The organism is Streptomyces sp. P9(2023), from assembly GCF_032436795.1.
Classification (GTDB): domain Bacteria; phylum Actinomycetota; class Actinomycetes; order Streptomycetales; family Streptomycetaceae; genus Streptomyces.
Window position 1 is genome coordinate 123,180 of the sequence record NZ_JAUPWM010000013.1, and the last position, 24,427, is coordinate 147,606.

Consider the following 24,427-nt stretch of genomic DNA (forward strand, 5'->3'; position numbering starts at 1 on the left):
GCAGGCAGCCGTCAGCGGTCCTCCCGCACCCGTCCCTTCCCGGCCCGATCTCCCGATCGCTCCTAAGCTGGAGGGACTGGCGAACGACCCTGGGAAGGTGGATCCGATCGTGCGACCGAGCGACGTCACCGAGGTCCTGAACCGTCCGCTCAGCCGGGAGCTGCTGGCCCGCGACGTGACCCGGCTGGCGTACGTGGCCCAGGACGGCACACCCCGGGCCGTTCCGATCGGCTTCGCCTGGAACGGCTCGGAAGTCGTCATGTGCACACCGCCCAACGCCCCCAAGCTGTCGGCCCTCCGCGACAACCCGGCGGTCGCCCTGACGATCGACACCGAGGTGCACCCGCCGAAGATCCTGCTCATCCGCGGCCGGGCCGACCTCGACCTCGTCGAGGGCATCCCGGACGAGTTCCTCCAGGCGAACAGCACCTACGTGATGACGCCCGAGCAGCGGGTCACCTGGGAGGCCGAGATCCGTTCCCTCTACTCCGACGGCATGGTCCGCATCGTCGTGACCCCGACCTGGGCGAAGCTGATCGACTTCGAGACGACCCTCCCGAGCGCGGTCGAGGAGCTGGTACGCGCGCGTGAGGAGCGTCGACGCGCCTGAACAGGGGCATCCCGCCGCCCTCGCCCGCCTATCCTTCCTGGCATGGCCCTCCCCTTCCGCGTCCGTGGCGGCGGCATGCCCCCGCGGGTCGCCGATGCCGTCGTGGCGCTCGTCGTCACCCTCGTGGTGGTCGTCTGGACGCTGGTGTCGGCGCGGTACGCGAGCGAGCCCGTGGGCCGTACGGTCATCGGCTGGGCCCTGATCGCGGTCGGCTGCGGAGCGCTCGTCTTCCGGCGGCGGGCACCTGTGACCGTCGCCGTCGTCACCCTGCTCGCCTGCACGGTCTACTACCCGGTCTCCGCGCAGGACGGGCCGCTGATGATCGCCTTCGCCCTCGCGCTGTACACCACGGCCGCCGAGGGCCGGTTCGTCGCCGCCGTCGCGCTCGCCGCCATCACGCTGCTCGCCGTCGGGCTCGGTGAGATCCGGCAGGAGGAGGGCCGCCGGCAGATCGACGACACCTCGCTCGCCATGCTGTCCGGCTGGCTGATCAGCCTCGTCGCCGTGGGCCGCGCCCAGCGGACCCGGCTCGCCTATCTCCACGAAGTGGAGCAGCGGGCGCTCGCCGCCGAGCGGGAGCAGGAGGCGCGGGCCCGGCAGAGCGCCACCGAGGAGCGGCTGCGGATCACCCGGGAGCTGCACGACGTGCTCGGCCACAGCATCTCGCTGATCAACGTGCAGTCGGGCGCGGTGCTGCACCGGCTGACCAAGAAGCCGGAGCCCGAGGTCGCGCTGGCCGCCGCCGAGGAGGCCCTCGAAGCGGTGAAGGCCACCAGCAAGGACGCGCTGCGCGAACTGCGCGCCACCCTCGGCGTGCTGCGGCAGGCCGACGAGGCCGCGCCGACGGGGCCGACCTCGGGGCTCGCCCTGCTCGGGGAGCTGGCGGCACGGGCCCGGTCCACGGGCCTCGACGTCCGTACCGAGCAGACGGGCACGCCCGTACCGCTGGCGCCGCCGGTGGATCTCGCCGCGTACCGGATCGTGCAGGAGTCGCTGACCAACGTGGCCCGCCATTCCGGGGCCCGGACGGCCACGGTGGCGCTCGACTGGCACACGGACGAGCTGCGCTTGCGGATCGAGGACGACGGCGAGGGGGCTCCGGAGGAGCGGCCGGCCGGCAGCGGCATCCGGGGCATGGCCGAGCGGGCCCGGGCGTTCGGCGGCGAACTGACCGCGCACAGCGCCCCCGAGGGCTTCCGGGTCGACGCCCGGCTGCCGTTCGGAACACCCGCGTCCACGACCACCACCACACCCCAGGGGGACACCCGATGATCCGCGTCGTACTCGCCGACGACCAGACCCTGGTCCGGGCGGGGTTCCGCTCGATCCTGGCCGGCGAGGACGACATCGAGGTGGTCGGGGAGGCCGCGGACGGCGAGCAGGCGATCACGCTCGCCCGCGAACTGCGTCCGGACGTGGTCCTGATGGACATCAGGATGCCGGGCCTCGACGGCCTGGAGGCCACCCGCCGGATCACCGCCGACGCCCGCCTCGAAGGGGTCCGGGTGGTCATCCTGACCACCTTCGACGTCGACGACCACGTGTACGGCGCGCTGCGCGGCGGGGCGAGCGGCTTCCTCGTGAAGGACACCGAGCCGATGGAACTGCTGCACGGGGTACGGGTGGTGGCCCGCGGCGACGCGCTGATCGCCCCCGCCGTCACGCGCCGGCTCATCGCGGAGTTCGCCGGCCGCTCGAAGCAGCCGGATCCGAGCCCGCGCCTGAACGCCCTCACCGAGCGGGAGCGCGAGGTGATGGGCCTGGTCGGGGCGGGGCTCTCCAACGACGAGATCGCCCGACGCCTCGTGCTCTCCCCGGCCACCGCCAAGACGCACGTCAGCCGGATCATGACCAAGCTGGACGTCCGGGACCGGGCGCAGCTGGTGATCCTCGCGTACGAGTCGGGGATGATCACGCCCGGCTGGCTGGGCTGACACGCGAGGCTCGGCCGGGCACCCCCTAGGGGGCACACGCGCGTGGGCGCAACTCCTGGGGTACGCGCGCGTGGGGCGGCGCAACCGCTGGGGTACGCCCACTGTCCACCGCCGGGCGACGCGGGCCCCGTAGCCGTACGCCGACGCTGGCAGCGTGAATCCAGACATCCTCGATCTCGCCCGGCTGCAGTTCGCCCTCACCGCGGGCGGCCACTTCCTCTTCGTCGCGCTCACGCTGGGGCTCGCGACCGTGGTCGCCGTCGTCCAGACGGTGGCGACGATCGGACGGAAGCCGCTGCACGCGCGCATGGTCCGGTACTGGGGCCAGCTGTACGTGATCAACTACGCGGTCGGGATCGTCACGGGCATCGTGATGGAGTTCCAGTTCGGGATGAGCTGGAGTGGCCTGACGCACTACGCGGGCAATGTCTTCGGCGCCTCGCTCGCGGTCGAGACGATCGTCGCGTTCTTCGTCGAGTCGACGTTCCTCGGGCTGTGGATCTTCGGCTGGCACCGCTTCGACCGGTGGGTCCATCTGTCGATGATCTGGATCGTCACGCTGACCGCGTACCTCTCGGCGTACTGGATCCTCGTCTCCAACGGCTTCCTCAACCACCCGGTCGGGTATCGGACCGAGGGCGGCACGCTCGTCCTGGACGACCCGGTCGCCGTGCTGACCAACCCCTCCGCGCTGCTCGCCTTCGGGCACATCCTCGCCGGGGCGCTGCTCACGGCGGGGTTCTTCGTGGCCGGCGTCAGCGCGTACCACCTGTTCCGGCGGTCGCCCGAGCGGGAGTTCTTCGGCAAGAGCCTGCGGATCGGGGTTTTCCTCGCTTTCCCCGCGCTGATGGTCACGGCCGCCTTCGGTGGCGTCCAGTTGGCCTCACTGAGCACCTTCCAGCCCATGAAATCGGCCGTGTTCAGTCAGAAGACAGCTGAGATCGCGCGGATCCAGGCGGACATGGTCGCTCGCTTCGGCCCCGGCGACTACGTCCCCTCGGAGGCGTGGACCCGCGGCGGCGGACTGGTCATGCTCATCTGCTTCGCCCTGATGATGTACGTCACCTTCGCCGGCGTGATCCTGGCCTGCTTCAGGACGGTCGTCTTCCGCTTCCGGCTCTGGCACCTGGCTCTCATGGCCGCCGTGCCACTGCCCTATCTCGCGATGATCAGCGGCTGGGTGTTCCGCGAGGCGGGCCGCCAGCCCTGGGTCGTGTACGGCCTGCTGAAGACCGAGGACGCGGTCTCCGGCCTCTCCCCCGGCGCCATGCGCGCCTCGCTGATCGTCTTCACCACCCTCTTCGGGCTGCTCGCCGTCCTCAACGCCTGGCTGCTGGCCCGCACCGCCCGCCGGGGCCCCGTCGACGCCGGTCTCGGCCGCGACGACCGGGACGGGCCCGAGGACCCTTCAGATCCCGAGGATCCCGTCGACTCCCTGCCCGCCACGAGCTACTGAGGAGCCCGGCCGTGGAAACCCTCGCCATCGCCGTGCTCGCCTTCTTCGCCACCGGGTACTTCGTGCTCGCCGGCGCGGACATCGGCACCGGGATGCTCGCCCCGTACCTCGGCCGCACCGACCACGAACGCCGCCTGGTCATCGCCTCCTTCGCACCCTTCTTCCTGGGCAACGAGGTGTGGCTGATCGCCACGGCGGGCGTGCTCGTCGGCTGCTTCCCCGACCTCGAAGGGGAGCTCCTGACCGGTCAGTTCGCGGTGCTCGTGCCCCTGCTGACCGGCTGGATCGTCCGCGACGTCGGCCTGTGGTCGCGCGGCCGCGGGCCGGGGCGGCGGTGGCGTGCGTTCTGCGACGGCGCTGTGGTGTGCGGCAGCTGGACGGTCGCGCTGGCCTGGGGATGGCTGCTGGCCGCGCCGCTGACCGGTACGCCGTACGAGCGGGCCGGCGGCCCCACCGCGATCCTCATCGCCCTCGCCGTGGCCGCCCTGTTCGCCGCGCATGGCCTCGGCTTCGGCATGCTCCGGCTGACCGGGCCGCCGTACGAACGCGCCCGTCTGCTCGTCGGCCGGACCGGGCCCTGGCAGTCCTTCGCGCTCACCGCGGTCCTCCTCGGCGCCCTTCCGCTGCTCGCCGGGAGCGCCCTTCCGCTGGCCGACGAGGCGGCGGACGGCGCCACGCTCGCCCTGCTCGTCCCCGCGCTGCTCGTCGTCACCCCGTTCCTCGTCGCCGCCCAGGTGTGGACCTGGCGCACCTTCCGGCACCGGGTGACCCGGCCCTCGTACCTGTAACTCCCGTAAGGAGAAACGATCATGACGTCCACGCGGGACAACGCTCCCCCGACACCGCCTCCGCCGTCGCCCCCGTCGGCCGCGTCAGCCCCGTCGGCCACCCGGCGCGGCAGCGTCTTCGAGCGGCTGGCCGGCTTCTCGTACCGCCACCGCTGGTCCGCCGTCCTGCTGTGGATCGTGGTCGTGGTCGCCGCGACCGGCGCCTCGACGGCCGTCGGCAGCGCGTACCACAACGACTTCTCCCTCCCCGGCACCGATTCGCAGACGGCCCGGACGGTCCTGGAACGGCACGGCTCCGCCCAGGCCACGGACGCCACCCTGCAGATCGTCGTGAAGGACGAGCGGGGCGTGAACGAGAAGACCGTCCACGCGCGCGTGCAGGGGCTGCTCGACACGGTCGAGGGCCTCCCCGGCGTACGGGACGTCCGCAGCCCGTACGAGGAGAGGGCGGCGGTCTCCGGGAACGGCACCGTCGGCTACGCCACCGTCACCCTCGACGACGCGGCGGAGAACACCGACCGCGCCGAGGTCACGAAGATCATCGACACCGTGCGGGCCGCGCAGGGCGACGGGCTGACCGCCGCCGTAGGCGGTGACGCGGCACGCGGCGCCGAGGAGGGTGGCGGTGGCGCGGCCGAGGGCGCGGGCATGCTCGGGGCGCTGGTGATCCTGGTCTTCCTGTTCGGCTCCCTGGTCGCGGCGAGCCTGCCCGTGGTCACCGCGCTCTTCGCCGTCGGCAGTTCGATCGGGCTGATCGCGCTCGCCTCGCATCTCGCGGACGTCGCGGACTTCACCCCGCCGATCATGATGCTGGTCGGCCTCGGCGTCGGCATCGACTACGCGCTGCTGATCTTCTCCCGCCACCGCGCCGAACTCCTGCACGGCGCGGAGCCCGAGCGGGCCGCCAGAGCCGCGCTCGACGCGGCGGGGCGCACGGTCTTCTTCGCCGGCTGCACGGTGATCATCGCGCTGATGGGGCTGGTCGTGCTCGGCCTCGGCTCGCTGCAGGGCGTGGCGCTCGCCGTCGCCCTGACCGTCCTCGTGACGATGGCCGCCTCGCTGACTCTGCTCCCGGCCCTGCTCGGGATCTTCGGCCGGCGCATCCAGCGGCAGGTCACCAAGCGCGCGGAGAAGGCCACGCGCCCGGAGGGCGCCCGTTGGCGCACCTGGGCGACAGCGGTACAGAAGCGGCCGTGGGCGGCGCTGCTGGTGTCGGTGGCGGCGCTGGGCGCGCTCGCCGCGCCCGCGCTCGACATGCGGCTCGGCTTCGCCGACGCGGGCAACGACGCCCCGACGACGTCCAGCAGGCAGGCGTACGACCTGCTGGCCGAGGGCTTCGGGCCCGGCTTCAACGGACCGCTGATCGTGGTCGCGGACGGCAGTGGTACGGGCGGTGGCGCTGCGGTCGGGGACGGCGGCGCGGGCGGCGGGGAGCGGGCCGGGCAGGCCCTGCGCCAGGCCCTGGAGAACACGGACGGCATCGCGGCGGCGACCGCGCCGATCCCGACGAAGGACGCCGCGGTCTCGACCGTCATCGCCTTCCCGGAATCGGCTCCGCAGGCCGAGGCGACCTCGGAGCTCGTCGACCGGCTGCGGACCGAGATCCTTCCGCCGGTGGAGCGGGCGACCGGCGCCGAGCTGCTGGTCGGCGGACCGACGGCGGCGACCGAGGACTTCGCCACCACCGTCTCGGACCGGATGCCGCTCTTCGTGGCGATCGTCGTCGGCCTCTCCGCGCTCCTGCTGCTCCTCGTCTTCCGGTCGGTACTCATCCCGGTCAAGGCCGCGCTGCTGAACCTGCTGAGCATCGGGGCGGCCATCGGGGTGATCACCCTGGTCTTCCAGCACGGCTGGTTCGGGGTGCAGCCCGGCCCGATCGAGGCCTTCATCCCCGTGATGATCTTCGCGATCGTCTTCGGTCTCTCGATGGACTACGAGGTCTTCCTGCTCTCCCGTATCCACGAGGAGTGGGAGCGCACAGGGGACCCGCAGGGTGCGGTACGGGAGGGGCTGGCGGCGACCGGGAAGGTCATCACGGCCGCCGCGGCGATCATGATCGTGGTCTTCTCGGCCTTCGTGCTCAGCCCCGACCGGATGCTCCAGCAGTTCGGCCTCGGCCTCGCCGTGGCGATCCTGCTGGACGCGGTGGTCATCCGCTGTCTGATCGTGCCGGCGGTGATGCAACTGCTCGGGCGGCGGGCGTGGTGGCTCCCGGCACCACTGGCGCGGATCCTGCCGAAGGTCCAGCTGGAGCGCGGCTGACGCCATGGAGGGTCAGGTGACGTCCTCCCCGGACGGCACCTGGCCCTGCCCCTGCCCCTGTTCCTGGCCCTGGCCCTGCCCCTGACCCTTCTTGTGGTGCAGCGCCTTCTGGAGCCGGGTGACGACGGCCTCCCCGTAGCGCCGGTGGCCGTGCACGCGCGGGTCGTCGGTCACGTCGTAGCGCTTCACATAGGCGCCCAGGAAGGCCTGGAGGGTGGCGACGGCGGGGATCGCGATCAGCGCGCCGACCGCCCCGAGCAGCGCCGTGCCGGCGACCACCGAACCGAAGGCGACCGCCGGATGGATGTCCACCGTCTTGGACGTCAGCTTCGGCTGGAGGACGTAGTTCTCGAACTGCTGGTAGACCACGACGAAGACCAGCACCCACAGCGCGTACCAAGGGTCCTCGGTGAACGCGATCAGCATGGGCAGCGCGCCGGCCAGATACGTGCCGATGGTGGGGATGAACTGCGAGACGAGGCCGACCCAGACCGCGAGGGCCGGCGCGTACGGCACGCCCAGGATCTCCAGCAGGACGAAGTGCGCGGCGCCGGAGATCAGCGCCATCAGACCGCGCGAGTACAGGTAGCCGCCGGTCTTGTCGACGGCGATCTCCCAGGCCCGCAGGACCTCGGTCTGGCGGGCCGGCGGCAGGACGGAGCAGAGCGCGCGGCGCAGCCGGGGCCCGTCGGCGGCGAAGTAGAACGAGAACAGGAAGATCGTCAGGAGCTTGAAGAGACCGCCGAGGACGGTGGCGGAGACGTCGAGGACCCCGGTCGCGCTGTTCTGCACGTACTTCCGCAGCCAGTCCGAGCGCAGCACACTGTCCTGGACCTCGACGCGGGACAGCTCGGTGCGGAACGTCTGGTTGATCCAGTTGATCAGTGAGTCGAGGTACCTGGGGAAGTTCTCGACCATGTCGACGATCTGGCCCGCGAGCATGGAGCCGAGGAGGACGACGAAGCCGACGCTGAAGACCGTGACGGCGAGGAAGACGAGGAACGTGGCGAGTCCTCGCCGCATCCCCCGGGCGGCCATCCGCCCGACGGCCGGTTCGATGGCGAGGGCCAGGAAGAACGCGACGAGGATGTTGATGAGGAGCCCGACGAGCTGGTGGAAGGCCCAGCTGCCGAGCTGGAAGCAGGCGTAGAGCGCGAGGGCGAGCACCAGGGCGCGCGGCAGCCAGCGGGGCATCCGGGCGGCGGGCCCGGCCGGCACGCCGGTCCCGGGCCCACCGGTCCCGGATCCGGCCCCGGCAGTGGCGGGCCGGCTCCCGGGAACCGGACCACTGTCACCCCGAGCCGGCGCGGGCACGGACACCGGTTCGGCGGGCGTGGACCCGGGCGTCGCACTCGTGGACCCGGGCGTCGCACCGGTGGACCCGGGCGCCGCACTCGTGGGCGTCGTCACAGCGGCTCTGCCCGCGGCCGACCGCACCACCGACCGCGCCTCCGGGGTTCGCCCGGTCACAGCCTGGTCGAGGGTCCCATCAGCGGTCTTCTTGCCGGCCTTGTTGCCGGTCGCGTCGGTTTCGTCAGTCGGAGCCACCCGGCCAGTCTCGCGCACCGCGCGGACATTCCCTCCCTGCCGGGGCGAATCACTGCGGCCGGGGCGGGTCGGCGAGCGCTGTCAGCGCTTCTCGGCCGGTACGTCCATGGCCGCGCAGACCGCCCGCCAGACGTTCTTCGCCTCCCACCCGGCGTCCAGTGCCTCGTGCACCGTACGGCCGCCCAGTTCGGACATCACATGGTCCCGCGCGAAGGACTCGGCGTAGGACCCACCGAAGTGGTCCGCCATCCGCTCCCAGAAAATCGTCAACCGCATGACCCCAGTATCCCGCCCCCAAGAGTGCAGCCCGGCCGGTAAGCCTTGTCACACGTCCCGGGCGCCCTACGGTCGGACCATGGCTGGAACTCCTCTCACGGCTCCGCACCCCACACCCCTCGCGCGCGCCGAACAGTTCGTCTGGCTGACGGCCCGCGTGCTCGAACAGCGCCGGTTCGCCTACCACTTCATGCGCGGCGGCGCGGAACCCGTCGAGGTGGCCCTCGCGGCCTACCTCAACGAGGACGGCGGCTACGGCCACGCCCTCGAACCGGATCTGCGCGGCCCGGTCAGCCAGCCCCTGCACACGGGGCACGCGCTGCGGGTCCTCGACGCCATCGGCCGCTGCGGCGGGCTGCGGATCGAGCGGATCTGCCGCTACCTCACCGAGGTGTCCACCCTCGACGGTGCGCTGCCCGCCGTCCACCCCTCCCAGCGCGGCTACCCGGCCGCGCCGTTCGTGCCGATCGTCGACGACCCGCCCAGCGCGCTGCTCTCCACCGGCCCCGTGGTCGGACTCCTCCACCGCAATCAGGTCTGGCACGCCTGGCTGTTCCGCGCGACCGAGTTCTGCTGGTCGGCGGTGGAGTCGCTGGAGAAGTCGCACCCCTACGAGATCGAGGCCGCCGTCGCCTTCCTGGACGGGGTCCCGGACCGGTCGCGGGCACAGGCGGTGGCCGACCGGCTGGGGCGCCTGGTGCGGGAGCAGGGGCTCGCGGTCCTGGATCCCGGGCGGCTCGACGAGTTCCCGGTGGCTCCGGGGTACGCGCCGGGCGAGCACCACTTCCCGTACGACTACGCGCGCGTGCCGGACTCGCTGGCCCGCCGCTGGTTCACCGACGAGGAGATGGCGCACTCGCTCGACCACCTGGCGGCCACCCAGCAGGAGGACGGCGGCTGGCCGGTCACCTGGCGGCAGTGGGCCCCGGGCACGGCCCTCGAAGCGCGGCCGATCGTGACGATCGAGGCGCTGCGGACCCTGCGCGCGCACGGCCGCCCGATCGACTGACGCCGCACCGCCCACGGGCGTCGGCGACCGGCCTACGCCTCCGGTGACCGGCCTACGCCTCGGGTGCCTCGCGCAGCAGCAGGGCCGCGAGGGCGGTGGCCGTGCCGCGTGGGGTGGCCAGGTCGATGCCGGTCCGGTCCGCGATCCTGGCCAGCCGGTTGTCCACGGTGTTGGGGTGCAGTCCGAGGGCGGCGGCGGTGACGGGCTGCTCCCGGCCCGGGCGGGCGCGGGGCTGCTGCTCCTGTTGTCGGCGGGCGCGGTGACGGTCTTCGCGACGGCGGACGCCGACTGGCTGCGGGTGCCGATGATGTTCGGTCCGATGGCTCTGGCCCTGGTGATGATGACGGTCGGCCAGACGGCCTGCGCGCGGATCACCCCGCCGTCGCAGCGCGGGGTGGTCCTTGGGGCGGTGGTCTGCGTCTTCGCGCTGGGCGGTGTCCTGGCGCCACTGGTCCTTGGCGGGATCGTGGACGCCGCCACGACGGCGGCCCAGGGCTACGAGAACGGCTGGCTCTTCACCGCCGCCCTCCTGGCCACGGCCAGCGCCGCGGCCACCCTCTTCCTCCGACCGGAACGCGACGCGAAGCGCCTGGGCGTCCCCGAGACCCCCTCGGTGGGGGTGCCGGTGACGCACTGAGAAGCGAGGGTTGCCGTACTGCCGTCGCGGGTACGGGGCCGGCTACCCGCCCAGGGCCCGTACCCCCGCCGTGACGGCCACGGCCGCGCCGACGACGACCAGGAAGGGGGCGCGCAGGGCCAGGGCGCCGGCCGCGGCGGCCACGCCCGCCGCGCGGGCGTCCAGGGCGAGGCCGGAGCCCGCGCCGAACGTCTGCTCGGCGGTGAGGGCCGCGAGCAGGGCCACCGGCAGCAGGGCGGCCAGGCGCTGGACGAGCGGTCGTTCCAGGACTCCCGCGGGGACCAGGAGCCCGAGCAGCTTGACGAGGTAGCAGCCGACGGCGGTCAGGCCGATCGCGATCCAGACGGTCATCGGTCCTCCTCCTTGCGTGCAAGGTTCGTCGCCCTGTCCGCAGCGCCCTCGGCGCCCGTCCCGCCCGTCCGGCCCGTCCCGCCCGTCCGGCCCGTCCCGCCCGTCCCGCCCGTCCCGTCTCCCAGGCGACGGCCCCGCAGCCACAGCACCGCCGGCGCGGCCAGTGCCGATGCCAGGACCGGGACGCCGGCCGGCAGCGCGGGCAGCAGCCCGAGGCAGAGCACCACCGCGAGCCCCGCCGTGTACCGCTCCGTCGCCGTCTTCAGCATCGGCGCGAGCAGGGCGAGGAAGACGGCGGGTCCGGCCGCGTCCAGGCCCCAGGCCTTGGTGTCGCCGATGGCCTCCGCCCCGAGGGCGCCGAGGAACGTCGTCAGGTTCCACAGCACGTAGAGCGTGAGCCCGGTGACGGTGAACCCGATCCGCGCGGCCCGGCGCGTGGGCTGCGCCAGCGCCACCGCGGTCGTCTCGTCGATGACCCATTGCGCGGCGAACGGCCTGGCCGCGCGGGGCAGTGCGAGGAGCTGGGACAGGCGCAGCCCGTAGAACGCGTTACGGGTGCCCAGGAAGAAGGCGCCCGCCGCGGCCGTGAACGGGTTCCCGCCCGCCGCCAGCGCTCCCACCAGCGCGAACTGCGAGGCGCCGGTGAAGACGAGCAGGCTGAGCACGCAGGTCTGGAGCAGGCTGAGTCCGGAGCCCGCGGAGGTCACGCCGAAGGCGAAGCCGGAGAGGCCGACGGCGACCCCGACCCCGAGCGCGTCGCGCACGACCGCCGAGTCCGCCTTGGTCCTCTCCCGTATGACTGGGGGTGCTGTCTGTTCTGCCACGTCAGGGACGCTACGAGCCCCGCCCGCCCCCGGTCTTGTACGTTCTTGCGCCCCGGACCGACCGGCCCACACCCCGCGAGCGCTGGTACGCCCCGGGCGGCACGCCCACGCTCCGCGCGAAGTGCCGGTTGAGGTGCGACTGGTCGGTGAAGCCGACGGCCACGGCTGCCTCCGCCGGCGCCGTCCCGGTGTCGAGGAGCCGCCGGGCCTGCCGCACGCGCGCGTCGGTGAGCCAGGTGTGCGGCGGCATCCCGTACGCGTCCCGGAAGGCCCGCAGCAGGGCGAACGGGCTGGTGCCGAGGTCGGCGGCGAGGCGCTCCAGGGTCGGCGGGTCGATCATCCGCTGTTCCAGGACGGCACGCGCGCGTGCCGCGTTGCGGGCGCCCGCCGAGCGCGGGGCGAGCGGCGCGATCCGCCCGCCGTGGCTGCGCAGCATCCGCGCCGTGACCAGCCGCAGCAGGCTGTCGGCGGCCAGCGCGTTGCCCTCCTCGGCGGCCCGGTGGACACCGATCACGAGCTGGGCGGCGTACGGATCGTCCACGACCGGGTCGGTGAACCCGACGTCGCCCCGCAGCGCGATCGTGTCGGCGGCGATGGACCGGATCAGCTCCGCGTCGGGGTAGATCGTGCGGTACGTCCACCCCTCGGGCACGCCCGCGTGCCCGGTGTGCGGGGTGTCGGGGTTGACCAGGGCGATCTGCCCGGGCCCGGCGTACACGAGATCGTCCCGGTAGTGGAAGGCCTCGACGCCCTCGGTGATGGCGGCGAAGACGAAGGTCTCGTGGGTGTGCCGGGCGAAGGCCTTGCGTACGTAGTGGGCGTGCAGCAGGTCGACCCCGGGCAGCTCCGCGTACTGCCAGTACCGTGCGCGCTCCCCAGTGGCCATTCCCCCATTCTGCGCCACCGACCACCGCTGCCACGAGCCGGGTTTCCCCAGGTCCGGGCGGTTGTCAGTGGCGGGGTGCACGATGGGGGGCATGGTCAGGTCCGCGCTCGACTCGTTCTCCCCCGCGACCCGTGCTTGGTTCACCGGGGCCTTTCACACGCCCACGGCGGCGCAGGAGGGTGCCTGGCAGGCCATCGGCGCGGGTTCGGACGTGCTCGTGGTCGCCCCGACGGGTTCGGGCAAGACCCTGGCCGCCTTCCTGGCCTCCCTGGACCAGCTGGCGTCCGCCCCGCCGCCGGCGGACCCCAAGAAGCGCTGCCGCGTGCTGTACATCTCGCCGCTGAAGGCGCTGGCCGTCGACGTCGAGCGCAATCTGCGCTCCCCGCTGACCGGCATCCGCCAGGAGTCGGCCCGGCTCGGGCTGCCCGAGCCGGACGTCAGGGTCGGCATCCGCTCCGGTGACACACCGCCCGCCGAGCGCCGCGCGCTGGCCACGAAGCCGCCGGACATCCTGATCACGACCCCCGAGTCGCTCTTCCTGATGCTGACCTCGGCCACGCGGGACGCGCTCGCCGGGATCGAGACGGTGATCCTGGACGAGGTCCACGCGGTCGCCGGGACGAAGCGCGGGGCACATCTCGCGGTGTCCCTGGAGCGGCTCGACGAGCTGCTGCCCCGCCCGGCCCGCCGGATCGGCCTGTCGGCGACGGTCCGGCCGGTGGACGAGGTGGCCCGCTATCTCTCCCCGCAGCGCAAGGTGGAGATCGTCCAGCCGCCGTCCGGCAAGGAGTTCGACCTGTCGGTGGTCGTCCCCGTCGAGGACATGGGGGAGCTGGGCGGCTCCCCGGCCTCGGAGGGCAAGGACGGCGGCGACAAGCCCTCGATCTGGCCGCACGTCGAGGAGCGCATCGCCGATCTCGTGCAGGCCCACCGCTCCACCATCGTCTTCGCCAACTCCCGCAGGCTGGCCGAGCGGCTGTGCAACCGGCTGAACGAGATCGCGTACGAACGGGCCACGGGCGAGCCCATGCCCGACGACGGTCCGCCGCCGGCCCAGGTCATGGCGCAGTCGGGCGCGGCCCAGGGCGCGCCCGCGCTCCTCGCCCGGGCCCACCACGGCTCGGTCTCCAAGGAGCAGCGGGCGCAGGTCGAGGAGGACCTGAAGGCGGGCCGGCTGCCCGCCGTGGTGGCCACCTCCAGCCTGGAGCTGGGCATCGACATGGGCGCGGTGGACCTGGTCGTGCAGGTCGAGTCGCCGCCGTCGGTCGCCTCGGGTCTCCAGCGGGTGGGCCGCGCGGGACACCAGGTGGGCGCCGTGTCGACGGGCGTGGTGTTCCCGAAGTACCGGGGCGACCTGGTGCAGGCGGCCGTGGTCACCGAGCGGATGCGCAGCGGTTCCATCGAGTCGATGCGGATCCCGGCGAACCCGCTGGACGTCCTGGCCCAGCAGCTCGTGGCGATGGTCGCCCTGGACTCCTGGCAGGTGGACGACCTGCTGGCGACGGTCCGGAGGGCCGCGCCGTTCGCCTCGCTGCCCGAGTCGGCGTTCACGGCCGTCCTGGACATGCTGGCCGGGCGGTACCCCTCGGACGCCTTCGCCGAGCTCCGCCCGCGCGTGGTCTGGGACCGGGTGACCGGCACGGTCACCGGCCGGCCGGGCGCGCAGCGGCTCGCCGTCACGTCCGGCGGCACGATCCCCGACCGGGGTCTCTTCGGGGTCTTCCTCGCCGGCTCCGACCCCAAGAAGGGCGGTGGCCGGGTCGGGGAACTGGACGAGGAGATGGTGTACGAGTCCCGGGTCGGCGACGTCTTCACACTGGGCACCACCTCCTGGCGGATCGAGGACATCACCCGGGACCGGGTCCTGGTCTCCCCGGCCCCCGGGGTGCCGGGCAGGCTGCCGTTCTGGAAGGGTGACCAGCTGGGCCGCCCGCTCGAACTGGGCCGCGCGGTGGGCGCGTTCCTGCGCGAGGTCGGCTCCCTGGAGACCGAGGACGCCCGGCTGCGCCTGGTCGCGGCGGGCCTGGACGCCTGGGCGGCCGACAACGTCCTGGCGTATCTGGCCGAGCAGCGCCAGGCCTGCGGCCATGTGCCGGACGACCGGACGATTCTGGTGGAGCGGTTCCGGGACGAGCTCGGTGACTGGCGGGTCGTCATCCACTCCCCCTTCGGGGCCCAGGTGCACGCCCCGTGGGCGCTGGCACTGGGCGCCCGGCTGGCCGAGCGGTACGGCATGGACGCCCAGGTGATGCACGCCGACGACGGCATCGTGCTGCGGCTGCCGGACGCCGATCTGATGGGCCTCGACCTCCTGGACCAGGAGCCGGTCGACCCCGGCCGTCACCTGGACACGACGTACGACTCCGACCAGGCCCCGATCGGCGCGGCGGACGCGCTCTTCGACAAGGGCGAGATCAGGCAGATCGTCACCGACCAGGTCGGTGGATCGGCCCTGTTCGCCTCCCGTTTCCGCGAGTGCGCCGCGCGGGCCCTGCTGCTGCCCAAGCGCAACCCGGGCAAGCGGACCCCGCTCTGGCAGCAGCGGCAGCGCGCCGCCCAACTGCTCCAGGTGGCGAGCGAGTTCGGGTCCTTCCCGATCGTCCTGGAAGCGGTCCGCGAGTGCCTCCAGGACGTCTTCGACGTCCCCGGGCTCGAAGAGCTGATGGGCGACATCGAGTCCCGCCGCGTCCGGCTGGTCGAGGTGACGACCCCCGAGCCGTCGCCGTTCGCCCGCTCCCTGCTCTTCGGCTACGTCGCCCAGTTCCTGTACGAGGGAGACTCCCCGCTCGCCGAGCGGCGGGCCGCCGCCCTCTCCCTGGACTCGCGCCTCCTCGCCGAGCTGCTCGGCCAGGCCGAGCTGCGGGAACTGCTCGACGCGGACGTCCTGACGGAGCTGGAGCAGGAGCTCCAATGGCTCACCGAGGACCGCCGGATCAAGGACACCGAGGGCGTAGCCGACGCGCTGCGCGTCCTCGGCCCGCTCACCGAGGCCGAGTTGACCGAGCGCGGCGGCGAGCCCGCCTGGGTCCAGGAGCTGGGAGCCGCCCGCCGGGCGATCCGGGTGCGGATCGCGGGCACCGAGCACTGGGCGGCGATCGAGGACGCCGGCCGGCTGCGGGACGCCCTCGGCACGGCACTCCCGGTGGGGGTCCCCGAAGCCTTCACGGAGCCCGTGAAGGACCCCTTGGGCGACCTCCTCGCCCGGCACGCGCGCACGAACGGCCCGTTCACCTCCTCCGCTGCCGCCGCCCGCTTCGGGCTCGGACCCGCCGTCACCGACGGGGCACTCCAACGCCTGGCCGCCGCCGGCCGGGTCGTCCAGGGCGAGTTCCACCCCTCCGGCATCGGCCAGGAGTGGTGCGACGCGGCCGTGCTGCGCCGCCTGCGCCGCCGCTCGCTCGCCGCCCTCCGGCACGAACTGGAGCCCGTGCCCCCGGCCGCGCTCGCCACGTTCCTGCCGCAGTGGCAGCACCTGGGCAGCAACAGCCTGCGCGGCCTGGACGGACTCGCCCGCGCCGTCGAGCAGTTGCAGGGCGCGCCCGTGCCCGCCTCCGCCCTGGAGAAGCTGATCCTGCCGTCCCGGGTCAGGGACTACTCCCCCGCCCTGCTCGACGAACTGACCACCACCGGCGAGGTCGTCTGGGCCGGCGCGGGAGCACTGCCCGGCAAGGACGGCTGGATCTCGCTCTATCTGACCGACGCGGCGCCGCTGCTCCTCCCGCCACCGCACCCGCTGGAGCAGACCGCGCTCCACGAGTCCGTGCTCACCACCCTGTCCGGCGGATACGGCCTGTTCTTCCGCCAGATCGCCGACCAGGTGCGCGCCACCACCCACCCGGACGCCACCGATCCCCAACTCGCCGACGCCGTCTGGGACCTGGCCTGGTCGGGCCGGCTCACCAACGACACCCTCGCTCCCCTGCGCTCCCTGCTCGGCTCGGGCCGTACGGCGGGGTCCACGGCCCACCGCGCCAAGCGGACCATCCCGCGCGGCCGTTACGGCACGCTCACCGCGGCCGCCCGCCCCGCGTCCCGGACCGGCCCGCCCACGGTCAGCGGACGCTGGTCGCTGCTCCCACCCGTCGAACCCGAGCCGACCCACCGCGCCCACGCGCTCGCCCGCACCCTGCTCGACCGGCACGGTGTGGTCACCCGCGGCGCCGTGGCCGCCGAGGGGGTCGAGGGCGGTTTCTCGGCGACGTACCGCATCCTGTCCGCCTTCGAGGACAGCGGGCAGGCGCGCCGCGGCTATGTGGTGGAGGGCCTCGGCGCGGCCCAGTTCGCGATGGACGGCGCCGTGGACCGGCTCCGCGCGGCGGCGACCGCCCGGGACCGCGGCGCGGAGGCGGGCGCGGGCCCGCGCGCGGTGGTCCTCGCCGCCGCCGACCCGGCCAACGCGTACGGCGCCGCGCTGCCCTGGCCCGAACCGCCGAGCGGCGCGGGGCACAAGCCCGGCCGGAAGGCGGGCTCCATGGTCGTCCTGGTCGACGGGGAGCTCACGCTCTACATGGAGCGCGGCGGCAAGACCCTGCTGAGCTGGCCGGCCGACCCCGAGGACCCGGCACTGAGAGCGGCGGCCGAAGCCCTGGCCGCGGCCGCCCTCGCCGGATCGCTCGGCACGGTCACGGTGGAGCGCGTCAACGGCGCCACCGCCCTCACCTCCCCGCTCGCCCACCCGCTGGAGACCGCCGGCTTCCACGCCACCCCGAGGGGGCTCCGCCTCCGCCCGTAGAACCCCGGCAGAAGCCCCATCATGGAGCCATGCCCGAAGGAGACACCGTCTGGCAGACCGCCCGCCGCCTCCACGCCGCGCTGGCGGGACGCGTCCTGACCCGGTCCGATCTGCGCGTGCCCCGGTTCGCCACCGCCGACCTCACCGGCCGCTCCGTCCTGGACGTGACCCCGCGCGGCAAGCACCTCCTGACCCGGTTCGACGGCGGTCTGACCCTCCACTCCCACCTGCGGATGGAGGGGTCATGGCGAGTGTTCGCCATCGGTGAGCGCTGGACCGGCGGCCCTGCACACCAGATCCGGGCGATCCTCGGCAACGCGGAGCAGACCGCCGTCGGCTACCGCCTCCCCGTCCTGGAACTGATCCGCACGGCCGACGAGCACCAGGCCGTCGGCCATCTCGGCCCGGATCTCCTCGGCCCGGACTGGGATCCGGCGGAGGCCGTCCGCCGGCTCACCGCCGACCCGGCCCGCCCCCTGGGCGAGGCCCTCCTCGACCAGCGGAACCTCGCCGGAATCGGCAACGTGTACAAGTCGGAGCTGGCGTTCCTCGCCGCCGTCACGCCCTGGCTCCCGGTCGGCGAGCTCCCGCCCGGCGTCCCCGAACGCCTGGTCGCCACCGCCCACCGCCTCCTGGAGGCGAACAAGGACCGTCCCGACCGGCGCACCACCACGACCCGGCACCCCACGCACCACCTCTACGTGTACGGCCGCGAGCACCGCCCCTGCCTGCGCTGCGGCACCCCCGTCCGCCGGGCGGAACCCCCCGCCACCCACCGGTCCGACCCAGGCGACCGCGTCTCGTACTGGTGCCCCGGCTGCCAGCAGGGCCCGTCGGCCGCGATGGACGGCGAATCCCCCCACATCAATTGACGATCCGTCAGATCCAGTCGTACGGTCCGGTCATGGCCCTCACGGCGTACGACTTCACCGGCCGCACCGCCTTCGTCACCGGAGCCGCGAGCGGAATCGGCCGCGCGACCGCCACGCTCCTCGCCCGGGCGGGCGCCACCGTCCACTGCGCGGACCGCGACGAGACCGGCCTCCGCACCACCGCGAAACTCGTCGCCGAGCAGGGCGGCGCCGCGCACACCCACATCCTCGACGTCACCGACCGCGCGGCCCTCGCCGCCGCCGTCGCGAGCGCGGGCCCCCTGCACACCATGGCCGCCGTCGCCGGAATCATGCACACGAGCACCGTCCTGGAGACCCGCGAGGAGGACCTCGACCGCGTCCTCGCGGTCAACTTCAAGGGGGTGCTGTACGCCTGCCAGGAGGCCGCCCGCTCGATGATCGCGACCGGAACCCGCGGCTCCATCGTCACGATGGCCTCCGGTGCCATGGACACCGCGAGCCCCGGCCTGCTCTGCTACAGCGTCACCAAGGCCGCCGTCGTACAGCTCACGAAGACGCTGGCCACCGAGGTCGGCCGGCACGGCATCCGGGTCAACGCGGTCGCCCCCGGCTGGATCCGTACCCCCATGACCGACCGGCACGAACCGGCCGCCCAGGAGCAGGCGGAGGCGGCCATGGTCCGCCACTCCCCCCTGGGCCGGGTCGGTGAACCCGAGGACATCGCGCACGCGGTCCTCCACCTCGCGTCCGACGCCGCCGCCTTCACGACGGGTCAGATCCTCCGCCCCAACGGCGGCGTCGCGATGCCGTGGTGACCCGCGTGGCACCCCCTCTGCCCGCCACGGTCACCGGCCCCGCTCGCGCCGACGACCCGGCGCGCGTCCGGCCGCCCACGGCGGCGGACGCCGTCACGTGCACCGGCAGCAGACTCAACCCCCAGCCGCCGGCCGCGACCGCCCCTTCCACCAGCCCCGCCTGATCCGGGACCAGCGCCAGTCGCAGCACCGCCCACCACCACAGCCCGCCGGCCACCAGCCCGCCCGCCCCCCATACGAGCGTCACCAGCGCAACCCGTCGCCGTACCATGGCCGCCTCCTGCGGTCGACGCTAGACCGGCCGTATCACCCGGCGGGAGGGCGCACCGGAGGCAGACCGGGCGCACGAACCGCGCAACGCGGGCGCCACGCTAGGCGCTCTCGGCCTGGAACATCCACGCGTGCTTCTCCAGATCGGCCGTCAGACCGATCAGTACGTCCTGGCTGACCGGGTCGGGCTCCCCGGTCTCCTGGATGCGCTTCCGCATCCCCACGACCACCGCGTCCAGCGCCTGGACCAGGATCTCCACCGCGTCCCGGTCCTTGATCCAGCCGGTCGCCACCGTGACCGCCCCGACCGCGCTCGTCGAGGCGACGGTCGTCGCTCGCCCGTCCGGGTTCACCCCGATCGCCGCGGCACGCTCGGCGACGACATCGGAGTGCTGACGGGCGGTGAGCACGACCTCGTCGAGCTGCAGATGGATCGAACGGAACCGGGGCCCCACCACGTTCCAGTGCACCTGCTTGGCGACCAGGGCCAGATCGACGAGGTCGACCAGCGCGCCCTGCAGGGCGGAGCCGACCGTCTTCAGGTCGGCGTCGGACAGGGGGCTCTTGACGACGGACATGCGGATTCTCCTATCGGTCGTACGCTCTCCCCACGATGCACGAACCACGAATACCGGGCATCTCGGAACGAACTGATTGAAAGCCGGACCGATTGAAAACCGGACTGATTGAAATGCAGACCGCCTGCACAGCGACCGCTCGAAAGAATGACGAAAAAGACGAAAGCCCCGTCCGATGTCCGCACGGGACACCGACCGGGGCTTCGCCCACTTCGGTTCAGGCAGCGACGACGTCCACCGCTTCCGCGGGCGCCTTGATGGTCACCCGCTCGGTGGGCACACCTGCCACCGACGTCACCGACACCGAATTGAGCATCGGGCGTACCGGCGCCGGCACCGGTTCGCTCGCCGCTGCCGACTCGGCCAGTTCGGCCAGCGACAGCTCGTCGCTCACTTCACGCATGAGCTCGGACATCCGTACGTCCAGCGCGTCGCAGATCGCGGAGAGCAGCTCGGAGGAAGCCTCCTTCTGCCCCCGCTCCACCTCGGAGAGATAGCCGAGCGAAACTCGGGCGGACGAGGAGACTTCGCGCAGAGTACGGCCCTGGCGCTGGCGCTGCCGACGCAGCACGTCACCCAACAGGCGACGGAGCAGAATCATCGGTGGCTCCCTCCTCGGACCGCGTAGCCGCATCCTTCACGCCCCACCGTACCGCCTCGCGCTGCGGCCGTGCGGGGAGCGATGTCGTGTTCACTCAGGGCTGCAAACATCAATTCCCCCCGTTCTGTTCCGTATCCTGTGCCCGCGCATTTCCCGAGAGTTCGTCGTCGAGCAGTTCCAGCACGCTCCGTACGCTCTCTCTACGGATTTCCGCACGGCCGCCGTTCAACCGCAATGCGGCCACTTTCCCGGCCCCTACGGGCCCCGCCACCGCCACGTACACGGTGCCGACGGGCTGTCCGTCCTGCGGCTCGGGCCCCGCGACACCGGTCGTCGCCACGCCCCAGTCGGCGCCGAGCCGGAAGCGCGCACCCACCGCCATCTGCAACGCGACCTCGGGGTCGACGGCGCCGCGCTCCGCCAGGAGGGTCTCGTCGACCCCCAGGAGATCCCGCTTGAGGGCCGTGGCGTACGCCGTGACGGACCCGCGGAAGCTCTGGGACGCACCAGGTACGGCGGTGAGCTCGGCGGCCACCAGACCGCCCGTGAGGGATTCCGCGGCGGCGAGTGTCTGACCACGCTCCGCTAGCAGCTCCAGCACCCGGGCGGCCCGGTTCATCGCGTCGACCCCGCCGCCGGCCCCGCCGTGGAGGCATCGGAGGCCTCCGAAGTCTCAGCCGCCCCCGAGGCCTCGGCCGCCGGACCGGGCACGGCCTTCCGAGCGTCCCCAGCGCCCCCGGAGACCCCGTGGGCCTGCTCGGCCTGCTCGGCCCGCTCGGCCCGCTCGGCCCGCTCCTCCGCCAGCCCCTGTCGCCGCAGCACGATCGCCTGCCGGACGTAGTCCAGACCGGTGACGACCGTCAGCACGACGGCCACCGCCATCACCCAGAAGCGCAACGTGGCGAGTGGACCGGTCATCACCAGGACGTACATCCCGACCGCCGCGCCCTGCGCCAAGGTCTTCACCTTGCCGCCGCGACTGGCCGGAATCACCCCGTGCCGGATCACCCAGAACCGCATCAGCGTGATCCCGAGCTCGCGCGCGAGGATCACGATCGTCACCCACCACGGCAGGTCCCCGAGCGACGACAGACAGATCAGACCGGCCGCCATGATCGCCTTGTCGGCGATCGGGTCGGCGATCTTCCCGAAGTCGGTGACCAGGTTGTACGCCCGCGCCAGATGGCCGTCGAAGACGTCCGTGATCATGGCGACGGCGAACGCGGCCCAGGCCCAGGCTCGCCAGACCGGGTCGTGCCCGCCGTCCTGGAGCAGCAGCAGCACGAAGCCGGGCACCAGGACCAGGCGGATCATGGTGAGGATGTTGGCGATGTTCCACAGGCTGGCCTGATTGACCGCCGCGGAGCCCAGCTTGCCGCCGGGCGCGGGCCTACCGGTCCCGCCCGCCGCGGATGCCGGGACTCCGGTCATCTGCCCGCCTCCTCGACTTCGGGGGTCTGGGGGGCGTTCCCCAGAAGCTCGCAGTACTCGGCCACCAGGTCGACGCCTTCCGTGCCCACGACCTTCGCCACGACCATACGGCCAGGAGCGAACTCCCGGCTCACGGCGGAGTCCGCGTTGATGAGGACCTGGCCGTCCGTCTCCGGCGCCTGGTGCGCCGCGCGGCCGATCACGCCGTCCTCCTCGTCGACCGATTCGACCAGCACTTCCAGGGTCTCTCCGATCCGCTCCTCCGCACGCTGGGCGGTGAGCTCCTCGGCGAGCCGCGAGAGGTGGGCGAGCCGCTCGTCGACGACGTCCTGGTCGAGCTTGTGCTCGTACGTGGCCGCTTCGGTGCCGTCCTCGTCGGAGTAGCCGAAGACGCCGATGGCGTCGAGCCGCGCGTGCGTGATGAAGCGTTCCAGCTCGGCGAAGTCCGCCTCGGTCTCGCCGGGGAAGCCGACGATGAAGTTGGACCGGGCACCGGCCAGCGGCGCCTTGGCACGGATCGTCTCCAGGAGCTCCAGGAAGCGGTCGGTGTCGCCGAAGCGGCGCATGGCCCGCAGCACGGCCGGGGCGCTGTGCTGGAAGGACAGGTCGAAGTACGGGACGACCTTCTCGGTCGAGGTCAGCACGTCGATCAGGCCGGGCCGCATCTCGGCGGGCTGGAGGTAGCTCACCCGGACCCGCTCGATGCCGTCGACGGCCGCGAGGTCGGGCAGCAGGCTCTCCAGGAGGCGGATGTCGCCGAGGTCCTTGCCGTACGAGGTGTTGTTCTCGGAGACGAGCATGACCTCCTTCACACCCTGCTCGGCGAGCCAGCGCGTCTCGTTGAGGACGTCGGAGGGCCGTCGCGAGACGAAGGAGCCGCGGAAGGACGGGATGGCGCAGAAGGAGCAGCGGCGGTCGCAGCCGGAGGCGAGCTTCACCGAGGCGACGGGGCTGCGGTCCAGGCGGCGGCGGAGCGGGGCGCGTGGCCCGGAGGCCGGCGCGAGGCCGTCGGGCAGGTCGGCCGGCACGTTCTCGGGGGCCTCGACGGCGCCGTGGCCCGGGAGAGCCACCGAGGCGGCGGCCTCCTGGCGCTCCACCGGGGACAGCGGCAGCAGCTTGCGGCGGTCGCGCGGGGTGTGAGCCTCCACGCTGCCGCCGCTGAGGATGGTCTGGAGCCGGTTGGAGATGTCGGAGTAGTCGTCGAAGCCGAGCACCCCGTCCGCCTCGGGCAGGGCGTCGGCGAGTTCCTTGCCGTACCGCTCGGCCATGCAGCCGACCGCGACGACGGCCTGGGTCTTGCCGTGATCCTTCAGATCGTTGGCTTCGAGGAGGGCGTCGACGGAGTCCTTCTTGGCGGCCTCGACGAATCCACAGGTGTTGACGACGGCGACATCCGCGTCCTCGGCGTTCTCGACGAGCTCCCAGCCGTCCGCTGCCAAGCGGCCTGCGAGCTCCTCCGAGTCCACCTCGTTACGGGCGCAGCCAAGAGTGACAAGGGCGACGGTACGGCGTTCGGGCATGGACTCAAGACTACTTCGTCCCGGCCGTACCCCCGCCGCGCAGGGTTCACCTGCGCGACGGTCGGCCAGGGGATCATCCGGCCTCGGGGTCGCCCTTGGCGTACGAGAGCCGCTCGACGGCGCCCGACTCGAACTTCTCTTCGATCTTCTTGCCGTTCACGAAGAGCTCGATCGGACCGGCGTTGCCGAGGATCAGGTCGACGCGCTCGTCGTCCTGGAAGGTCTTGGACTCGCCCTTGAGGAGGAGCCCGTCGAAGAGCAGCTTGCCGTCGCTCGCCTTGGCGGAGATCCAGCTCTTGTCGTCGGTGGCGGTGAGCTTGACCGTGACCTTGTCCTTCGGGACCGCCGCGATGGCGCTGTCCGTCGGGGCCGGCTTGGTGTCCTTGGTCTTGGTCGGCTTCACGGTGGGGCTGGTGGTCTTCTTGTCGGGCGCCGGGCCCTCGGCGACGGCTCCGCTCCCGGGCGCCGCGTCGTTGCCGCTGAACATCGTGAAGCCGACGAAACCGACGACGGCGACGATCGCGGCCACCATCGCCGCGGTCCAGTTGGGTCGGCGCGGCTCGGGGCGGATGCGTTCCGCCTCGAACAGCGGGGCGGCGGGGGTCGGCGCGGGCCGGCCACCGTGCTCGGCGTCGTACTGCTCGATCAGCGGCGCGGGATCCATCCCCACGGCGCGCGCGAGCGTACGGATGTGCCCACGGGCGTAGACGTCTCCGCCGCAGCGGGAGAAGTCGTCCTCCTCGATCGCGTGCACGATCGGGATGCGGACCCGTGTGGAGGCACTGACCTCGTCGACGGTGAGACCGGCGGCGATCCGGCCCTGCTGGAGGGCTCGACCGATCGAATCCCGGTCGTCTGCCGGGAAGTTCCGGTCGTCTTCGGGGGATTCGGGGGAGTTGCCGATGGACACGAGAGCGCCTTTCGAGCGTGTAACCACCTGCTGGATGTTCAGTCTATGGGTGGTACGAAAGGGTGGGGCAACCGGGCGGACGCTGTTTGTACGCCATGAGGCTGGGACATCCTTCTGTCCCTCCCTCCAACTTGA

The 24,427-nt window shown here is 72.8% G+C and carries 24 protein-coding genes; 11 read left to right on the forward strand and 13 right to left on the reverse strand.

What is annotated here, in order from left to right:
* The first annotated feature begins 109 nt into the window (after positions 1 to 109).
* The 6 genes from Q5762_RS19430 to Q5762_RS19455 all read left to right on the forward strand — a co-directional run bounded on the left by Q5762_RS19430 (position 110) and on the right by Q5762_RS19455 (position 7,050).
* The gene (locus Q5762_RS19430) at positions 110 to 610 is read left to right on the forward strand and encodes a pyridoxamine 5'-phosphate oxidase family protein (protein ID WP_315893423.1); all 501 of its coding nucleotides are present in this window, start codon (positions 110 to 112) and stop codon (positions 608 to 610) included.
* A 42-nt stretch (positions 611 to 652) separates the two neighbouring features.
* Entirely contained in the window at positions 653 to 1,882 is a 1,230-nt protein-coding gene (locus Q5762_RS19435) for a sensor histidine kinase (RefSeq protein ID WP_315893424.1), read from the forward strand.
* Entirely contained in the window at positions 1,879 to 2,544 is a 666-nt protein-coding gene (locus Q5762_RS19440) for a response regulator transcription factor (RefSeq protein WP_315893425.1), read from the forward strand. Before Q5762_RS19435 ends, Q5762_RS19440 begins: the two co-directional genes overlap by 4 nt.
* 154 nt (positions 2,545 to 2,698) lie before the next feature.
* Positions 2,699 to 4,000 (forward strand): cytochrome ubiquinol oxidase subunit I, encoded by a 1,302-nt coding sequence (locus Q5762_RS19445; protein ID WP_315893426.1) that lies wholly within the window; start codon positions 2,699 to 2,701, stop codon positions 3,998 to 4,000.
* Positions 4,001 to 4,011: 11 nt separating this feature from the next.
* Positions 4,012 to 4,788, forward strand: a complete 777-nt coding sequence (locus tag Q5762_RS19450; RefSeq protein ID WP_315893427.1) for a cytochrome d ubiquinol oxidase subunit II — start codon at positions 4,012 to 4,014, stop codon at positions 4,786 to 4,788.
* A gap of 21 nt (positions 4,789 to 4,809) precedes the next feature.
* A complete protein-coding gene (locus Q5762_RS19455) occupies positions 4,810 to 7,050 on the forward strand; it encodes an MMPL family transporter (RefSeq protein ID WP_315893428.1) in 2,241 nt (746 codons plus the stop codon).
* Between the two features lie 12 nt (positions 7,051 to 7,062).
* Here Q5762_RS19455 and Q5762_RS19460 read toward each other — a convergent pair whose 3' ends face one another.
* Together Q5762_RS19460 and Q5762_RS19465 are read right to left on the reverse strand one after the other, a co-directional pair.
* Positions 7,063 to 8,244 (reverse strand): AI-2E family transporter, encoded by a 1,182-nt coding sequence (locus Q5762_RS19460; protein ID WP_315893454.1) that lies wholly within the window; start codon positions 8,242 to 8,244, stop codon positions 7,063 to 7,065.
* Between the two features lie 435 nt (positions 8,245 to 8,679).
* A complete protein-coding gene (locus Q5762_RS19465) occupies positions 8,680 to 8,874 on the reverse strand; it encodes a DUF3046 domain-containing protein (protein WP_315893429.1) in 195 nt (64 codons plus the stop codon).
* A 79-nt stretch (positions 8,875 to 8,953) separates the two neighbouring features.
* Between Q5762_RS19465 and Q5762_RS19470 the strand changes: the two genes are divergently transcribed.
* Positions 8,954 to 9,883: a hypothetical protein gene (locus tag Q5762_RS19470; protein WP_315893430.1), complete on the forward strand. Its 930-nt coding sequence runs from the start codon at positions 8,954 to 8,956 to the stop codon at positions 9,881 to 9,883.
* A gap of 52 nt (positions 9,884 to 9,935) precedes the next feature.
* Here the strand turns inward: Q5762_RS19470 and Q5762_RS19475 are convergent, their stop codons facing one another.
* Positions 9,936 to 10,049: a hypothetical protein gene (locus Q5762_RS19475; RefSeq protein ID WP_315893431.1), complete on the reverse strand. Its 114-nt coding sequence runs from the start codon at positions 10,047 to 10,049 to the stop codon at positions 9,936 to 9,938.
* A 9-nt stretch (positions 10,050 to 10,058) separates the two neighbouring features.
* Between Q5762_RS19475 and Q5762_RS19480 the strand changes: the two genes are divergently transcribed.
* A complete protein-coding gene (locus tag Q5762_RS19480) occupies positions 10,059 to 10,520 on the forward strand; it encodes a hypothetical protein (RefSeq protein ID WP_315893432.1) in 462 nt (153 codons plus the stop codon).
* A 42-nt stretch (positions 10,521 to 10,562) separates the two neighbouring features.
* Here the strand turns inward: Q5762_RS19480 and Q5762_RS19485 are convergent, their stop codons facing one another.
* Genes Q5762_RS19485 through Q5762_RS19495 form a run of 3 tightly spaced genes read right to left on the reverse strand, consistent with a single transcriptional unit; the run spans position 10,563 to position 12,581 of the window.
* Complete coding sequence (locus tag Q5762_RS19485) at positions 10,563 to 10,871, reverse strand: AzlD domain-containing protein (RefSeq protein ID WP_315893433.1); 309 nt, start codon at positions 10,869 to 10,871, stop codon at positions 10,563 to 10,565.
* The gene (locus Q5762_RS19490) at positions 10,868 to 11,695 is read right to left on the reverse strand and encodes an AzlC family ABC transporter permease (protein ID WP_315893434.1); all 828 of its coding nucleotides are present in this window, start codon (positions 11,693 to 11,695) and stop codon (positions 10,868 to 10,870) included. Before Q5762_RS19490 ends, Q5762_RS19485 begins: the two co-directional genes overlap by 4 nt.
* Positions 11,696 to 11,705: 10 nt before the next feature.
* Positions 11,706 to 12,581: an AraC family transcriptional regulator gene (locus tag Q5762_RS19495; RefSeq protein WP_315893435.1), complete on the reverse strand. Its 876-nt coding sequence runs from the start codon at positions 12,579 to 12,581 to the stop codon at positions 11,706 to 11,708.
* Positions 12,582 to 12,672: 91 nt separating this feature from the next.
* Here Q5762_RS19495 and Q5762_RS19500 point away from each other — a divergent pair, with 91 nt between their 5' ends.
* Genes Q5762_RS19500 through Q5762_RS19510 form a run of 3 tightly spaced genes read left to right on the forward strand, consistent with a single transcriptional unit; the run spans position 12,673 to position 18,982 of the window.
* Positions 12,673 to 17,313, forward strand: coding sequence for a DEAD/DEAH box helicase (locus Q5762_RS19500; RefSeq protein ID WP_315893436.1), 4,641 nt, complete (start codon positions 12,673 to 12,675; stop codon positions 17,311 to 17,313).
* A gap of 29 nt (positions 17,314 to 17,342) precedes the next feature.
* Positions 17,343 to 18,185: a DNA-formamidopyrimidine glycosylase family protein gene (locus Q5762_RS19505; protein WP_315893437.1), complete on the forward strand. Its 843-nt coding sequence runs from the start codon at positions 17,343 to 17,345 to the stop codon at positions 18,183 to 18,185.
* A 32-nt stretch (positions 18,186 to 18,217) separates the two neighbouring features.
* Positions 18,218 to 18,982 carry an SDR family NAD(P)-dependent oxidoreductase gene (locus Q5762_RS19510; RefSeq protein WP_315893438.1) on the forward strand — a complete coding sequence of 255 codons (765 nt, stop codon included), beginning with the start codon at positions 18,218 to 18,220 and terminating at the stop codon, positions 18,980 to 18,982.
* Here Q5762_RS19510 and Q5762_RS19515 read toward each other — a convergent pair.
* From Q5762_RS19515 to Q5762_RS19545, 7 genes are all read right to left on the reverse strand, one after another.
* The gene (locus Q5762_RS19515; protein WP_315893439.1) at positions 18,930 to 19,253 is read right to left on the reverse strand and encodes a hypothetical protein; all 324 of its coding nucleotides are present in this window, start codon (positions 19,251 to 19,253) and stop codon (positions 18,930 to 18,932) included. The two genes, Q5762_RS19510 and Q5762_RS19515, sit on opposite strands and share 53 nt — an antisense overlap.
* A 100-nt stretch (positions 19,254 to 19,353) precedes the next feature.
* A complete protein-coding gene (locus tag Q5762_RS19520) occupies positions 19,354 to 19,830 on the reverse strand; it encodes a DNA starvation/stationary phase protection protein (protein WP_315893440.1) in 477 nt (158 codons plus the stop codon).
* A 217-nt stretch (positions 19,831 to 20,047) separates the two neighbouring features.
* Positions 20,048 to 20,431, reverse strand: a complete 384-nt coding sequence (locus tag Q5762_RS19525) for a helix-turn-helix domain-containing protein (RefSeq protein WP_019889909.1) — start codon at positions 20,429 to 20,431, stop codon at positions 20,048 to 20,050.
* 109 nt (positions 20,432 to 20,540) lie between these two features.
* Positions 20,541 to 21,050, reverse strand: a complete 510-nt coding sequence (locus tag Q5762_RS19530) for a CinA family protein (RefSeq protein WP_315893441.1) — start codon at positions 21,048 to 21,050, stop codon at positions 20,541 to 20,543.
* On the reverse strand, positions 21,047 to 21,862 hold the full coding sequence (gene pgsA, locus Q5762_RS19535; protein ID WP_315893442.1) for a CDP-diacylglycerol--glycerol-3-phosphate 3-phosphatidyltransferase: 816 nt from the start codon (positions 21,860 to 21,862) through the stop codon (positions 21,047 to 21,049). The genes Q5762_RS19530 and pgsA overlap by 4 nt, the downstream gene beginning before the upstream one ends.
* Complete coding sequence (rimO, locus tag Q5762_RS19540; protein ID WP_315893443.1) at positions 21,859 to 23,382, reverse strand: 30S ribosomal protein S12 methylthiotransferase RimO; 1,524 nt, start codon at positions 23,380 to 23,382, stop codon at positions 21,859 to 21,861. The genes pgsA and rimO overlap by 4 nt, the downstream gene beginning before the upstream one ends.
* Before the next feature lie 73 nt (positions 23,383 to 23,455).
* Positions 23,456 to 24,292: a RodZ domain-containing protein gene (locus tag Q5762_RS19545; protein ID WP_315893444.1), complete on the reverse strand. Its 837-nt coding sequence runs from the start codon at positions 24,290 to 24,292 to the stop codon at positions 23,456 to 23,458.
* Positions 24,293 to 24,427 lie beyond the last annotated feature (135 nt).